Genomic DNA, 14,774 nt, shown 5'->3' with positions numbered 1-14,774 from the left:
TCGTATTTTGCCTGAAATCCGGCCGGATTTTAATAAACATTCTGCAAGCGCGCTGCCGATTTTTGCAAAGTACACTGCGGTTTTGACTGCAAGCGGGTTGTTTTTATAGATAAAGCTACTGCTTTTATACTGAAAAGTACGGCAAAGACATTGAATCTGCTGGTGTATCTGTGCTTAAAATTAAATCAATCGCTACGACCAAAGCATGATTGTGGTGGAGAAAAAATAAGCGTCATACTGCTGATATGCAGAAATAAAAAATCAAGAATGTGGCATACATCTCGTGATGAGATGAGAGAAGATCAAGGAAGTATAATATGAATGAGATCTATCCTGTACCCGAAGAATTTAAGAAAACTGCGCGTACCAACGAGGCAGAATATTTCGAACGTTATCAGCAATCCATTGAACAACCCGACGAGTTCTGGGCCGAGCAGGCCAAGCGTCTGGACTGGATTAAGCCGTTTACCCAGGTCAAAAATACCAATTTTGATCCGGACAATTTCAAGATTGAATGGTTTGCCGATGGCCAGCTCAATGTTAGTGCCAACTGTCTGGACCGGCATTTAAAAGAACATCCTTATAAACCGGCAATTATCTGGGAAGGTGACCATCCTTCACGGCATAAAATTATTTCCTACCGTGAGCTGTACGATGAAACCTGCCGCTTTGCCAATGTGCTGAAGAAAAATGGCGTCACCAAAGGCGACCGCGTAGTGCTGTATATGCCAATGGTGTCCGAGGCTGCCATTGCCATGCTGGCCTGTGCCCGGATTGGCGCGGTGCATTGTGTGGTGTTTGGTGGATTCTCTCCAGATTCGCTGGCCAGCCGGATTGAAGACAGTCAGGCCAAACTGGTGATTACCGCAGATTCGGCCATGCGCGGCGGCAAGCCGATTTATTTAAAGGCCAATGTCGATCAGGCCCTTACTCTGGCCGGTACCGAGTCGGTGCAGAATGTAATTGTGGTCCACCGGACTGGTAACCCGATTGAAATGAAAGCTGGGCGTGATCTGTGGTATCACATGGAAATCATGACGGTCAATGAAATTTGCCCGCCTGAGCCAATGAATGCCGAAGACCCGTTATTTATTTTATATACCTCCGGTTCGACCGGTAAGCCGAAAGGGGTGCTGCACACCACCGGCGGTTATCTGACTTATGTCAACAGTACCTTCCGTGAAGTTTTTGATATTAAACAGGATGATGTGTTCTGGTGTACCGCCGATGTCGGCTGGGTGACCGGGCACTCCTATGTAATTTACGGGCCATTATCGAATGGCACCACCACAGTGATGTTTGAAGGGGTGCCGCAATATCCGACCTGGGCGCGCACCGGGCATTTGATTGATAAACACAACGTCACGATTTTATATACCGCACCCACTGCGATTCGCGCCATGATGCGTGAAGGCGACAGCTTTGTACGGGAAAGTGACCGCAGCAGTCTACGTCTGCTTGGTTCGGTTGGTGAACCGATTAACCCGGAAGCCTGGAACTGGTACTATACCGTGGTTGGTGAAAGCCGCTGCCCAATTGTGGATACCTGGTGGCAAACCGAAACCGGCGGGATTCTGATGTCGCCGCTGCCGGGCGCAACGCCACTGAAACCGGGCTCGGCCACGCGTCCGCTGTTTGGGGTACAACCGGCCCTGGTCGATGCTGAAGGTAATGAGCTGGAAGGTGAAGCCGAAGGTAACCTGATTATCAAGGATTCCTGGCCGGGGCAAATGCGTACCATCTGGGGTGATCCAGCACGCTTTATTGAAGCCTATTTTGCCACCTATCCGGGCAGTTACTTTACCGGAGATGGCGCGCGCCGCGATAAAGATGGCTATTACTGGATTACCGGCCGGGTCGATGATGTCCTGAATATTTCCGGACACCGTCTGGGCACGGCTGAAATTGAAAGTGCGCTGGTGGCACATGATGCGGTGGCCGAAGCCGCGGTGGTGGGCATGCCGCATGATATTAAAGGTCAGGGCATTTGTACCTTTGTTACCTTGCAAGCCGGCGTGACAGAAAGTGATGAGCTGCGTACCGAACTGGTTAACTGGGTCCGGAAAATTCTGGGACCGGTGGCCACTCCAGATGCGCTGCATTGGGCACCGGCCTTACCAAAAACCCGTTCCGGTAAAATCATGCGCCGGATCCTGAGAAAAATTGCCGCCAATGAGCTGGATAGTCTGGGCGATACTTCGACCCTGGCGGAACCGCAAGTGGTGGATCAGCTGATTGCCACGGTGCAAGCCAGCCGTTAAAAATAAATATTAAGATACCGCCTCTCGTAGGCGGTATTTTTATACTGAAAACCGTGTAGCATAGCTGGACACGATGCGAGCACAACAGCCCGCTCCATCCACAGTATTACGATTGATCAAGGATATGATTTTCAGATGAACCCGACTACGGCCACTGTTTTAGACCCGCTGGAAATTGCCCGGCAACTGGCCCGCCAGTTTGCCCAGACCGCCGCTGAACGTGACCGGCAGGGCGGTAATCCCAAAGCAGAGCGTGATCTGATTCGCCGTAGCGGTTTGCTGAGTTTATCAATTCCGACAGAATATGGCGGGCAGGGTGCCGCCTGGTCGACTATATTTAAAACGGTCCAGATTTTGGCACAAGCGGACAGCTCCTTGGCGCATGTCTATGCCTTTCATCATTTACTGATTGCCACCGTGCAGCTGTTCGCCCAGCCCGCACAATATCAGCACTGGTTGCAACAGACAGTTCAGCAGCAGCTGTTTTGGGGCAATGCCCTGAATCCGCTGGATCGGCGTACCACGGTCACACCGGTCGCAGATTCTGAATATCTGTTTCAGGGCGATAAAAGCTTCTGCTCCGGTTCGGTCGATTCAGACCTGTTGCTCTGTTCCGGTTATGATGCGACCGGCAGGCTTTTGATTGCGGTGATTCCGAGTACCCGGAGTGGTGTCCATTTTCTGGGTGACTGGCACAATATGGGGCAGCGCCAGACCGATAGCGGCACGACCCATTTTGAACAGGTGCGTGTTCATCAACATGAATTGCTGCTGAATCCCGGACCGCTAAGTACGCCTTATGCCAGTTTGCGGCCGCTAATTGCACAACTGATTTTTGTGCATCTGTTTTTGGGTGTGGCCGAAGGGGCATTTGAAACCGCGATTCAGAGCGTGCAAGGTCAAAAAGCCTGGTCCAAATCTCGGGTCGAGCAGGCGGTGGATGACCCGTTTATTCAACGGCATTGCGCCGAGTTTTATCTGCAGCTAGAAAGTGTCCGGCTTTTGGCAGATAAAGCCGTGCAGAGTGTGCAGCAGGCTTGGCGCATCGGACCGGAACTCACGGCTGAACAGCGCGGTGAAGTAGCGGTGGCCATTGCTACGGCCAAAATTGCCTCGACCAATACCTCTTTATATATTACCGAGCACATGTTTCAGGTAATGGGCGCACGGGCCACCACCGCCCAGCTGAATCTGGATCGTTTCTGGCGCAATGTGCGTACCCAGACCCTGCATGATCCGGTGGATTATAAATATCAGGAACTGGGTGACTGGGTGCTGACTGGCAAAGTGCCAGATCCCAGTTTTTATTCTTAGGCCTTAAACCGCTTCATCCTGATTTCATTGAGTTAGAGCTTAAAATGAAAAAATCCCTCAAGCCGAGTCTTGAGGGAAAAATAAGGGGCCTGTTGTTGTGTTTATTTGATCCGGCATTGCAGTGATGTTCCACTGCAAGCTTGCGGACCCAGGCTGCTGCAAGCCTGAATCCGCAGGATCAATGGCCAAGACTACACTCGGAAGAAGGGGATGCCAGCGGGTCAGCCAATTACGCCACTTGCGGTTTGACCTTGTTCTGATGCAGACGCGATTCTGCTGCATCCAGACTAGGTACTGCAGCAGAAGGTAGTACTTCATCCTGCTCAATCTGTTTATTAATGCCCAGGTTCTGGTTGGCCTGCTGGGTTTTACTTTTCACCACTTCGGCGCGCTGGCCTTTGGCCGGTGCCCATTCCAGAATGGGCAGGGCACGTGCCACAGCCAACGTAATCCGGTCACGCAGGGCCTCGCTATGGATGGTGTATTGCGGGGTAAAGTCACGGTCTGTGGCATAGACACCAATAGGCAAGGTTTGCGCCTGGAAAAAGCTGAATAATGGACGCAGCTGATGCTCCAGTACCAAGGCATGGCGGTCACTACCCCCCGATGCCGCCAGTAATACCGGTACATCTACCAGCGCAGTTTGTTCGACAAAATCAAAGAAATGTTTGAATAGACCGGTAAAGGAGGCGCGATATACCGGCGTACCGACAATTAATGCATCCGCTGCTTCAACGGCAGCCAGATCATCCTGCACGCGCTGTGGTAACTGCTTGCGGTAAATGGCACCGCCCAGCAAAGGGGCAATTTCACTGAATTTAATAAAATGCACCTGAATCGGGGTGGCTTCACCCAGTTCATCAATAATGGCTTGCACCAAAGCTTCGGTTTTAGACGGATGATTTAAGCCGCCCGATACTGCGACAATATTGAGCGGTTTGGTTGAATTGAAAACAGACATAGGCTTACCTGAATTGTGGTTGATCTCGGAATGTCTGTTATTAATCAATAGTTGAATTACCCTGTAAAATAAGCAAATACAGAAAAGTTATCTGTTTTTCAGATAACTTTAAAATGAGCAATTAATAACTAAATTTAATGAAATAAATAATTGAAATTTATACTTATATGCGACTCAGATAAGCATCTGAATCAGGCTGATAAATGTTATATCAAAATCAGATTTCCTAACTCAGATTTAAGAAAATGTAAGAAAATATGAATAATCGGACAAAAAATCTCGTTTAAGCCAAAAATAGTTCACTCTTGCATATCCTTAACCGCATTTGTATGGGTAGAATAGGAGCCATTGTGCACAAGATCTCTCACGTCACTTATGAATATTTTAATCGTTGATGATCATCCGCTGTTTCGTCATGCTTTAATTCAGGCTGTACGCTATAGCTTACCGCAAGCTCAAATTCATGAAACTGCTGCAGTCAATGAATTCTATGAACGTTTAGAAAAAGGACCTGAACCTGATCTTGTTCTCCTCGATTTAAATTTGCCAGGCGCTTCGGGTTTCTCGGCGCTGGTGCATGTGCGTGCACAATATCCTTCAATTCCGATTATTGTGGTGTCGGCACATGAAGAAGTGTCGATTATCCAGCGTGCCATTGCGCATGGTGCCATGGGTTATATTCCAAAATCTGCCCACCCAAGCCATATTGGCGAAGCGATTCGTCAGGTGCTGGAAGGCGAAATCTGGTTACCGCCAAACCTGCCGGCCAATATCAATTTTGACCCGCGTGCTGCCGATGAAACTGCACTGGCAGAGCGGATTCAGTCCTTAACGCCGCAGCAGTTCCGTGTGTTGATGATGGTGGCTGAAGGTTTGCTGAATAAACAGATTGCCTATGAACTGGATGTTTCTGAAGCGACCATTAAGGCACACGTGACGGCGATTTTCCGTAAACTGGGCGTACAAAACCGTACCCAGGCGGTATTGGCGATTAATGCGCTGAATATTGAAGAAAAGAAAATCTAAATATTGAAAAATATATAAAAAGGACATCAAATGATGTCCTTTTTGTTTTGCAGATCGGCTAAGGCTTAAGCCAGACAATCCTGTTTCGGTGTGGCATCGGTACAGAACAGCGGATTCAAAGCGCATTGCAATTCATCAATCTGTTCCTGAGTCACATAGTCCTGGGATTTTAAGTAGTCGGCAATACGGTCATCGCGCAGGCTTAAAAATGCCGGATCATAGACGCCTAAATCGACAAATAGCGCGGCAGTTTCCAGACTGTTAAAACGGTCCAAATAGACATCATTGCCATACATCAGGAAGATATGATCTTCATGGGAATGAATATCTACACCTAAACGCTGTGCCAGTTCATGCGGCGGGGTTTTGATAAACAGTAAATCGGACAGTTCATCAAACTGGCTGGTATCGAGTTCGGTTTTATCGGTTTTGACTTTGCCGAGCCAGGCTTTAAATACCAGGACCGCACCACCGCGCAGCAGCATGCTCCAGATCTGGTGACGGGTGGTGGCACCAAGACAGTCACATTCAGTTTCCAGCGAACGCAGCAGTTTCTGTTCCTGTTCAGACAGTTTTTCAAACAGGCCCAGTCCTTGTGGTTTATAGGCTGCCGGACTAAATACATCAAAATGCAGTTCATCAAAGACCTGTAAGGCCAGCGGTACAGCGGTTTGATAAATGGTATTCAGGGCTTCAATATGCGCATGTTCTAATTTGCTGTGCTGAAACAGGGTTTTCCAGTCGATGGCCGGCAACAGGGCATTGGCGCCATACTGACGGTGAAACTGTTGGTTCTGCTCATGACCTTGCTGTACTGCGCTTGAACGACTCATCAAAAAACTCCTCTAGGCTGGATGATGATCAGCTCCGGACAGGACGTTCAGGGGCTCATCTCCAGACTAAACACTGATCTTTTCTTTTTAATGTCTTTTTTATGCGCGTATTGCTACATATCAGATATACGACTAAAGTCTAATGTGTATTTTTTAATCAAAAAATAATTTTAAAAATCATAAGATTAAAATTTTGTAACCAGGTATACAGCTGTACACTGAGATTTTTGGTAGCCTTTGCCATAGTAAATAATTCAATGGAATTTTCTGCCAATGGCTGTCAGGCAGATAGCGCCTGTTTTGAGCAGTTTTGCCTAGCGGGCTGCAATAAATCGCCATTTTCAGGCCCAAAATACAAAACCTCTTTGTTACCGAAGCCGCAAAGAGGTTTCAAAATATGTCAGCCTAAGCTGAAATTTTCAGACCGGATAACCAGGCTCGCAAGGAGGCCGGTTTCAGCGGTTTTTTCAGCAACACGATATTCAGCTCTTTTAGACGCTGCGGTAATTCCGGATCCGAATCGGCGGTAATTAATGCCACTGGTACATTTTCCTGACGGTTGGCCAGAATAAAGTCCAGACCGACTTTATTGTTATTTAAATGCTGATCGACCAGCCAGACCTGAATATTTTCCTGCTGGATAATCTCCAGGGCCTGTTCCGGTTCGGTGGCTTTAAAGACCTGATAGCCCCATTTGCCCAATAAGGTCGCCATGCCTTCTAAAATGGTTTCATCATTATCCAGACACAGAATTTTATAGGCCTTGGTTTTCAGCGGTACGGCCTGAACCGGTGCAGCCACGGCTTTAGGTGCATCCACCACCGGTACTTCAATCATGAAGCAGGAGCCCTGTCCGAGAGTGGAATAGACATAGACCGGATAATCCAGCAGGCTGGTCATACGCTGCACAATGGCCAGACCGAGGCCCAGACCCTGTTCACCCCACGGCGAGGTATGGCCGCAACGTTCAAATTCCTGGAACAGTTTAATGCGCTGTTCTTCGGCAATGCCGGGACCGGTATCCCAGACCCCGATGCGGATATGCTGCGGACGCTGTGCAGAACGTAATACCCCGACCACGACTTTGCCTTTGGCGGTATAACGCAGTGCATTGCTGACAAAGTTTTGGATAATCCGGCGAATCCATTGCGGATCGGTGTCAATCCAGAACTGGGCATCATGCACGGCAAACTGGATGCCACGCTGTGCAGCAATGGATTTAAATTGCAGTTCCAGATCACTGAGCAGGTCATGCAGTGGATAAGGCTGACGTTTTGGCTGAATAGTGCCGCCTTCTAAACGGGCAATATCCAGCAGTGCAGACAGCATGCTTTCAGCCCCATGCAGCGCACGATCCAGCTGCTGCAAGGTTTTACGGTCATCATCTGACTGGATGCTTTGCTCCAGCGCGGTACTGAACAGACGGGCTGCGTGCATCGGCTGTAATAGGTCATGACTGGCCGCGGCAATAAAGCGGCTCTTGGACATATTGGCTTTATCGGCCTGTTCGCGCGCCAGCTGCTGTTCGGCCAGGGCATCGGCCAATTGCTGGGTACGGTCTTGTACACGTGCTTCAAGGACCGCTTCATTTTCACGGAAGGCGGTAATATCGGCAAAGGTGGTCACGAAGCCACCGCCTTCAATCGGATTACCGCGCATTTGAATCACGCGGCCATCTTTACGGATACGTTCAAACTCATGCGCACTGCCGACTTTCATCCAGTGAATCCGTTTACGCACGTGTTCTTCCACCGAGCCCGGGCCACATTCGCCGCGCTCGGCGTTATAGCGGATCAGGTCGGCAATTGGACAGCCGACATAGACAATATCTTTTGGATAATCAAACAGTTTCAGATATTGATTGTTCCAGGCCACCAGACACATGTTTTCATCGACCACGCTCACCCCCTGGGTCATGTGGTCGATCATGGTCATGATCAGGTTCTGGTTAAAGCGCTGCCATTGGGAGGCCTGGTCAAGAATATTGGCGACCTGACCTAGCGCCAGACCATTGTTGACCATCGCCGTGGTGAGCAGGGTTCGCGCCGATGCCGCGCCAATGGTGCCAGCCAGATACTGTTCGGTAAAACGCCACCACATGCCGTTGGCATTGCTGTTTTCATTCAGCACCACGTTATTCTGTTCACTGAACTGCCGGAAGGCCTGCATGGTCGGTTCGTCACCGGTAATGCGTTTGGCCAGCGTAATCAGGTCACCGACTTTTAGACGCGCCACATCCTGATGCGAATAGCTGACTTCATTGCTGGTGGTGTGCGATGGCAGCGGCTTGGTTTCATAGTAGAAGAAACTTTCAGCCTGAATCTGTTCGGCCACGCTCGGGCGGAATATGCGCGATACCCAGACATACAGCAACAGGTTCAGACCAAGTGACCAGACCACACCATGTGTCAGCGGCGCAAATGATTCAAAACCTAACAGCGCTTCCGGACGTAAGCCATTAATACCAAATGGCCCCACAGTTAAATAATACTGGGTAATCGCCGAGAACTGTTCTGGCAGACTGCGTAAAACCGTTGGCCAGAGCAGGGTATAGGCCCACATGATAAAACCGACAATCAGGCCGGCATAGACGCCCTGTTTACTGCCGCCGCGCCAGTACAGCCCGCCAATCAGGGCAGGGGAGAACTGCGCTACCGCACTAAAGGCCAGTAAACCGAAGACCGAAAGCTGGTCAATATCATTAAAGAAATGGAAGAACAGGAAGCCAAGCAGCATCACCGCCAGAATACAGATGCGGCGGGTGAATTTCAGCACCAGTGGCAACCGTTTGTCATGACGCGAAATCAGGCCCGAGCGCCACAGCGCCGGCATGATCAGGTCATTACTGAGCATGATCGACAGCGCCACTGAAGACACCAGCAACATCCCGGTTGAAGCCGAAAAACCACCCAGGAAGGCCAGTAAGGTCAGCCATTCCTGATTATAGCTGAGCGGTAAGGACAGCACCGCGACATCCGGAATCATCAGATATTGCGGCGCGGCATGTAAGGCCCAGCTGGCAATTGGAATAATCGCGATGGTGGTTAAAATCAGATAAACGGCAAACCAGCGCCGTGCCCCGCGAATATGTTTTTCATCGCGTAATTCGACCACCGCCACGTGGAACTGGCGTGGCAAGCAGATAATCGCCAGTGCGGCCAGCAGGGTTTGCACCCAGAAAGTTTCCGGTACGCCCAACAGCTGCACTTCATGGAAGGTCTGGGCCACATCATTGCTGATCTGCTTCAGGTTATCGGCCGATTCAAAGACAAAGAAACCGGCCACACAGAGCAGGGCAAACAGCTTGACGAAAGATTCAAACGCCACCGCCAGCATTAAACCGCCGTGCTGTTCGGTGTTGGCAATTTGCCGGGTGCCAAACAGCATCGCCAGAATTGCCAGCAGCGCGGTTAAAAACAGTACACCATTGGTGGTACTTTCGACATGGGTGGTCTGATCCAGAATTACGGCAGCACTTAAGGCAATTGCGCGTAACTGCAGGGCCAGATAGGGAATAATCGCAATGACTGCCAGAATGGTCACCAGCGAGGCCAGGGCACCACTTTTGCCATATCGCGCTGCCACGAAGTCGGCAATCGAGGAAATGGCATGATGTTGCCGGACCCGACCCAAACGGCGCCAGATGTCATAGCCAACCGCCACGAACAAGAGCGGCCCTAAATAGATCGGCAGGAAGATAATGCCTTCACGCACCGCTGCACCAGTGGCCCCGTAAAAGGTCCAGGATGAACAGTAGACGCCCAAGGTCAGACTGAACAGCAGCATACGACCGCGCGTACTGAGGCGGCTCGCATGTTTTTCACCAAAAAATGCACAAATAAAAAGTAATGCAATATAAAGGGCTAACACCCCGATAATCAGCCAGCTGTTCATAATACCCGCGGTGTATTTATCTCGCGTTATAATACTCTATTCGTGAACGCATCAGTTTGAATTGCTCAAAATTTAACGACCAAAGTCTAAATTACAAGCACCCTACAAACTTGTTAGTTTTCATCATGAATATAATTCGAATTAAAAATTACGCCTAAGGCTGGGCGTTTCAAGGAGTAAAACTATGGATGAGGCTCAAGTAGATCGAATTCTACACAATCCAAAATTCAAAGAAATGGTTGCAAAAAAGCGTAATCTTAGCTGGACGCTTACCGCAATCATGTTAATCGTTTATGTCGGCTTCATGTTGTTAGTTGGCTATAACAAAGAGTTTCTATTATCTTCCATTTCTGGTGGCGTGACGACCTGGGGTATTCCACTGGGTCTGGGCATCATCGTGTTATCTTTCATTTTGTGTGCAGTGTATTCCTATATTGCGAATAACAAGCTGGATCAACTGAATGAAGAAGCAATGCGTGAAGTAGAAGCAATTGCACAACAAAAAGGACAAGACTAAGATGAAATGGACTTCATTGAAGGCGCAAGCTGCTGCAGCTTCTGCGTTGATGATGTCAGGTATGGCTTTTGCCGCACCTGATCTGGGCGCAGCAGAACAACAAGCCACCAACTGGCCTGCAATTATCATGTTCCTGATCTTTGTGGGTGCGACCCTGTTCATTACCAAATGGGCAGCGAAACAAACCACCAATACCAAAGACTTCTATACTGCCGGTGGTGGTATTTCAGGTTTCCAAAACGGTCTGGCCATTGCCGGTGACTATATGTCGGCTGCGTCTTTCCTGGGTATTTCCGCCATGGTGTTTATGTCAGGCTTCGACGGCTTGCTGTATTCACTGGGCTTCATGGTGGGCTGGCCAATCGTATTGTTCCTGATTGCAGAACGTTTACGTAACCTGGGTAAATACAACCTGTCTGACGTAGTTTCCTTCCGTTTATCAGAAAAACCGGTACGTACCCTGGCGGCATTCAGCTCGCTAGTCGTCGTGGCGTTCTATCTGATTGCACAGATGGTGGGTGCAGGTCAGCTGATCAAACTGCTGTTCGGTCTGAACTATAACATCGCAGTTGTGCTGGTTGGCTTATTGATGATGGCTTACGTTATGTTCGGCGGCATGCTGGCAACGACCTGGGTACAGATCATTAAAGCGGTACTGTTACTGTCTGGTGCAACGTTCATGGCCTTCATGGTAATGAAAGGTGTGGGCTTCAGTTTCACCAATATGTTTGAACAATCAATTCAGGTGTTCTCGAAGGTACATGACCTGAGCCTGGCTGATGCAGCCAATATCATGGGTCCAGGTAGCCTGGCATCTAACCCGATTGATGCGATCTCACTGGGTCTGGCATTAATGTTCGGTACTGCAGGTCTGCCACACATCCTGATGCGTTTCTTCACGGTAAAAGATGCCAAAGAAGCACGTAAATCTGTTGTGGTTGCAACCGGCTTTATTGGTTACTTCTACCTGTTAACCTTCATCATTGGTTTCGGTGCGATCCTGTATGTGGCCAACAACCCGCAATTCCTGGATGTCGCGAAAATGGCAGTCACTGGCAAACTTGAGCTGGTGGGTGGTAACAACATGGCAGCGGTACACCTGTCTGATGCAGTCGGTGGCGACCTGTTCATGGGCTTCATTTCAGCGGTTGCATTCGCCACAATTCTTGCGGTGGTTGCCGGTCTGACCCTGTCAGGTGCTTCAGCAATCTCTCACGACTTGTATGCCAACGTATTCAAGAAAGGTCAAACTACACCTGAATCTGAACTGCGTATGTCTAAAATCGCAACTTTAGGTTTAGCGATCTTCGCGATGATTCTGGGTATTCTGTTCGAGAAACAAAACGTTGCGTTCATGGTGGGTCTGGCATTCTCGGTAGCGGCATGTGCGAACTTCCCGGTACTGGTTCTGTCGATGTTCTGGAAAGGTTTAACCACACGTGGTGCGGTGATTGGTGGTGTTGCAGGTCTGGTGTCTGCTGTCGTGCTGATCGTATTGTCGAAAGCAGTTTGGGTCGATACGCTGGCAATTTCTGATACACCAGTGGTGCCATTTAACGGTCCTGCAATCTTCGCAATGCCATTGTCATTCTTCTGCTGCTGGTTGTTCTCGATTACCGATAACTCTGCGCAAGCACAAGCGGAACGTAAAGCATTCGATGCACAGTTTGTCCGCTCACAAACCGGTATTGGTATCTCAGGTGCATCTGATCACTAAGATGAGCAGATATGCCTAAAAAAAGCCCCGCAAGGGGCTTTTTTATGGCTGCGGTTTTTGCTTGCTGGCCCAGTAGGCCTGTAGTTTGCGATATAGCGCTGATTCTTTTTCAAACCAGGTGGCTTTGGCATTCAGTAACAGCTTGGCGACCAGGTAGGCACCCGTGACCTGACCGACCACCGGTAGACCCAACAGCAGACCAATAAAGGCAATTTTACTGACCTTGATGCCAGATACTTTGGCCGCCATCCATTTAAATTCTGACCAGCTGATTTCCTGCTGCTGATAGCGCCGGAACAGTTCATAAATCGCCAGTGAAACACTGGCCACGGAGATGGCCGGAAAGTAGTCCCAGAAATGTTCATCATTCGGGTCTTTGGCGGTGACAATCACATCAATCGCATCTTCCACGCTCTGGGTCATCTTTGGTGCTGAGACCAGAACTTTCCAGACCCAACTGTGCCGCGATTTCTTCAGTGGCAAGCAACATTTCTTCAGGAGGGGCAGCAATCCAGTCTTTGCCGGTGCCAGTACCTTCGATGGCTTTTAGTTGCAGTTGCCAGCTTTCGCCGCTGTGCTGATCGGCCAGAAGCACATCAAAATCGGTATGGTCGTGCTGGTCCAGATACGCGGCATACAGACTGTCGCCATCTTCATGGTCCAGCCGTACAAACTCCATATCATGCAACATGCCTTTAACCGTCGATACCAGCCCGACAATCTGCTGCTCATCAAAACCCTGTAAATAAGCCTGAATATCTTCCAGAGGGGCGTTTGCCAGTTCAGCATGGCTGCGTCTTAATGCAGCCAGTACCGCCTGATCCGCTTCAGTCAGTTGCGGCGTGCGCGCGTTCCAGGCCAGTTTGGCCAATACGGTGGTGATGGCCAGCGCATCAAAATTTTTACGGAGATAGTGAATCGGAGAGGACGATCGGGTCATGGCTTAATCCTCTGGCTGTTGCAGCTGCTCTGCCTGAGCCTGTCCCTGTTTTTTACCTTGCTGGAACGCCTGTTTCCATACCGCTTTAATGCGTTCCTCACTGAGTTTTTCATTACGGGCTTTATGGGAAAAATACAGATCAGCCACTTTCACAATCGCAAAAGTCAGGCCGTAGACCAGTGGAATGGTCAGCAGGCCGCCAAAGCCAAAGGTCACGGTTTTCCAGACCCCCAGTGCAATCTGCTGCGCGGCGATGCCCAAACCCACCAGCCCGATCAGTTCCTTGACCCAGTCCAGCGCTTCATTGTCGGTCAGTTTAATACCGTGAATGGCAGCAATCCGGCTGGCAAAGTAGCCTTGTAAGGGTGTCAGAATCAGAATATCGGCAAAAGGCAGGGGCTGAATGGCGACACCGGCACAGGTGGCACAGGCCAGATGGGTGATTTTGGCAATTTTTTTATCCTGAGAAAGGTCATCCCGGAATTCAATCTGGGTGATTTCTTGACGTACTTTTTCTGTAATTTTCATACAAAGGAGTGATCTGTCTGCGCTTTTAAGCATGCTATGGTAATCAGAACAAAAAAGAAAGTGATGTCCGCATTACACCAAGATACCCAGGATGTGCCCATGCAAGCATTCATTGATTTATGGAAAGGATTCCGGCTGTTGCCTTCGGCCTGGCTGCTGTTAATGCAGTTTTTTATTCTCGTGTTGTCGCTGCTCAGTCATCATGCCACCTATCGCGTGCTGATCTGGATGCTGGGTGTGGTGGTATTGCTGTTAATTGCCAAAGTCATTCGCCAGACCCCGATGTTTACTTTTTTAGGGCTGAGCTTTGTCACGGGCGCCTTGTTCTTTTCTCTGCTGATTGTGCTGGGGGTTAATAACCCGACCGTGCTGGTGATTAGTCATGCCTTTGAAGCCGCGGCCTATTTAAGTGCGGCCTATGGTTTGCTGCGTTATATGTTTGAAGACCGTTACCTGACTCGCGATGAACTGTTTGCCGCCGGCGCAGTATTCACCTTAATTGCCTGGGCGTTTGCCTTTGTTTACAATATTTGCCAGATACTGGATCCTTCCAGTTTTTATCATCCGACCCAACCAGATTTACAAAGCTGGCTGGATCTACTGTTTCTGAGTTTCAGTTTGCAGTCTGCCACCGGCCTGTCTGACCTGATGCCGATTGGTCCGGCAGTACGGGTGATTGCCATGCTGCAAATGTTTTGCGGGGTGATGTATCTGGCCTTAATTGTTTCCCGGCTGATTGCCCTGCAATACATTCGTCATTTGCCCAGAAATAAAGATTAATCA

The 14,774-nt window shown here is 49.4% G+C and carries 12 protein-coding genes; 6 read left to right on the top strand and 6 right to left on the bottom strand.

From position 1 onward, the window contains the following. The first annotated feature begins 317 nt into the window (after window positions 1–317). Both acs and FTT89_RS08695 read left to right on the top strand, forming a co-directional pair. Window positions 318–2,261 carry an acetate--CoA ligase gene (acs, locus tag FTT89_RS08700; protein WP_180134200.1) on the top strand — a complete coding sequence of 648 codons (1,944 nt, stop codon included), beginning with the start codon at window positions 318–320 and terminating at the stop codon, window positions 2,259–2,261. A gap of 135 nt (window positions 2,262–2,396) precedes the next feature. Next, window positions 2,397–3,575: an acyl-CoA dehydrogenase family protein gene (locus FTT89_RS08695; protein ID WP_180172840.1), complete on the top strand. Its 1,179-nt coding sequence runs from the start codon at window positions 2,397–2,399 to the stop codon at window positions 3,573–3,575. 229 nt (window positions 3,576–3,804) lie between these two features. Here the strand turns inward: FTT89_RS08695 and msuE are convergent, their stop codons facing one another. Further along, window positions 3,805–4,536, bottom strand: a complete 732-nt coding sequence (gene msuE, locus FTT89_RS08690; RefSeq protein WP_180134197.1) for an FMN reductase — start codon at window positions 4,534–4,536, stop codon at window positions 3,805–3,807. 375 nt (window positions 4,537–4,911) lie between these two features. Between msuE and FTT89_RS08685 the strand changes: the two genes are divergently transcribed. Next, the gene (locus FTT89_RS08685) at window positions 4,912–5,562 is read left to right on the top strand and encodes a response regulator transcription factor (protein ID WP_180172839.1); all 651 of its coding nucleotides are present in this window, start codon (window positions 4,912–4,914) and stop codon (window positions 5,560–5,562) included. A gap of 65 nt (window positions 5,563–5,627) precedes the next feature. Here FTT89_RS08685 and FTT89_RS08680 read toward each other — a convergent pair whose 3' ends face one another. Together FTT89_RS08680 and FTT89_RS08675 are read right to left on the bottom strand one after the other, a co-directional pair. Then, complete coding sequence (locus FTT89_RS08680; RefSeq protein WP_180172838.1) at window positions 5,628–6,395, bottom strand: hypothetical protein; 768 nt, start codon at window positions 6,393–6,395, stop codon at window positions 5,628–5,630. A gap of 405 nt (window positions 6,396–6,800) precedes the next feature. Next, window positions 6,801–10,289 (bottom strand): PAS domain-containing hybrid sensor histidine kinase/response regulator, encoded by a 3,489-nt coding sequence (locus tag FTT89_RS08675; protein ID WP_005180746.1) that lies wholly within the window; start codon window positions 10,287–10,289, stop codon window positions 6,801–6,803. A gap of 184 nt (window positions 10,290–10,473) precedes the next feature. Between FTT89_RS08675 and FTT89_RS08670 the strand changes: the two genes are divergently transcribed. Both FTT89_RS08670 and FTT89_RS08665 read left to right on the top strand, forming a co-directional pair. Beyond that, the gene (locus FTT89_RS08670; protein ID WP_005180745.1) at window positions 10,474–10,806 is read left to right on the top strand and encodes a DUF485 domain-containing protein; all 333 of its coding nucleotides are present in this window, start codon (window positions 10,474–10,476) and stop codon (window positions 10,804–10,806) included. Window position 10,807: 1 nt separating this feature from the next. Continuing rightward, a complete protein-coding gene (locus FTT89_RS08665; RefSeq protein ID WP_075167300.1) occupies window positions 10,808–12,523 on the top strand; it encodes a cation acetate symporter in 1,716 nt (571 codons plus the stop codon). Between the two features lie 42 nt (window positions 12,524–12,565). Here the strand turns inward: FTT89_RS08665 and FTT89_RS14565 are convergent, their stop codons facing one another. The 3 genes from FTT89_RS14565 to FTT89_RS08655 are packed head-to-tail and all read right to left on the bottom strand — an operon-like array spanning window position 12,566 to window position 13,991. Beyond that, window positions 12,566–12,946, bottom strand: a complete 381-nt coding sequence (locus FTT89_RS14565) for a hypothetical protein (protein ID WP_257229712.1) — start codon at window positions 12,944–12,946, stop codon at window positions 12,566–12,568. Then, entirely contained in the window at window positions 12,918–13,463 is a 546-nt protein-coding gene (locus FTT89_RS14560) for a hypothetical protein (protein WP_257229711.1), read from the bottom strand. Before FTT89_RS14560 ends, FTT89_RS14565 begins: the two co-directional genes overlap by 29 nt. Window positions 13,464–13,466: 3 nt before the next feature. After that, entirely contained in the window at window positions 13,467–13,991 is a 525-nt protein-coding gene (locus tag FTT89_RS08655) for a hypothetical protein (protein WP_180172837.1), read from the bottom strand. 99 nt (window positions 13,992–14,090) lie between these two features. On the opposite strand from FTT89_RS08655, the gene FTT89_RS08650 reads away from it, so the two are divergent. Further along, window positions 14,091–14,771: an ion channel gene (locus tag FTT89_RS08650; RefSeq protein ID WP_005180739.1), complete on the top strand. Its 681-nt coding sequence runs from the start codon at window positions 14,091–14,093 to the stop codon at window positions 14,769–14,771. Window positions 14,772–14,774 lie beyond the last annotated feature (3 nt).

It is taken from the genome of Acinetobacter sp. YH01025 (assembly GCF_013420185.1).
Lineage (GTDB): Bacteria > Pseudomonadota > Gammaproteobacteria > Pseudomonadales > Moraxellaceae > Acinetobacter > Acinetobacter indicus.
The sequence above is the reverse complement of the archived record's forward strand: the minus strand, read 5'-3'. Positions and strand labels throughout refer to the sequence as shown.

Excerpts from the sequence above, each read along its gene's own strand:
- acs (WP_180134200.1), top strand. The coding sequence starts at position 318 with ATGAATGAGATCTATCCTGTACCCGAAGAATTTAAGAAAACTGCGCGT.
- FTT89_RS08695 (WP_180172840.1), top strand. The coding sequence starts at position 2,397 with ATGAACCCGACTACGGCCACTGTTTTAGACCCGCTGGAAATTGCCCGG.
- msuE (WP_180134197.1), bottom strand. The coding sequence starts at position 4,536 with ATGTCTGTTTTCAATTCAACCAAACCGCTCAATATTGTCGCAGTATCG.
- FTT89_RS08685 (WP_180172839.1), top strand. The coding sequence starts at position 4,912 with ATGAATATTTTAATCGTTGATGATCATCCGCTGTTTCGTCATGCTTTA.
- FTT89_RS08680 (WP_180172838.1), bottom strand. The coding sequence starts at position 6,395 with ATGAGTCGTTCAAGCGCAGTACAGCAAGGTCATGAGCAGAACCAACAG.
- FTT89_RS08675 (WP_005180746.1), bottom strand. The coding sequence starts at position 10,289 with ATGAACAGCTGGCTGATTATCGGGGTGTTAGCCCTTTATATTGCATTA.
- FTT89_RS08670 (WP_005180745.1), top strand. The coding sequence starts at position 10,474 with ATGGATGAGGCTCAAGTAGATCGAATTCTACACAATCCAAAATTCAAA.
- FTT89_RS08665 (WP_075167300.1), top strand. The coding sequence starts at position 10,808 with ATGAAATGGACTTCATTGAAGGCGCAAGCTGCTGCAGCTTCTGCGTTG.
- FTT89_RS14565 (WP_257229712.1), bottom strand. The coding sequence starts at position 12,946 with ATGACCCAGAGCGTGGAAGATGCGATTGATGTGATTGTCACCGCCAAA.
- FTT89_RS14560 (WP_257229711.1), bottom strand. The coding sequence starts at position 13,463 with ATGACCCGATCGTCCTCTCCGATTCACTATCTCCGTAAAAATTTTGAT.
- FTT89_RS08655 (WP_180172837.1), bottom strand. The coding sequence starts at position 13,991 with ATGAAAATTACAGAAAAAGTACGTCAAGAAATCACCCAGATTGAATTC.
- FTT89_RS08650 (WP_005180739.1), top strand. The coding sequence starts at position 14,091 with ATGCAAGCATTCATTGATTTATGGAAAGGATTCCGGCTGTTGCCTTCG.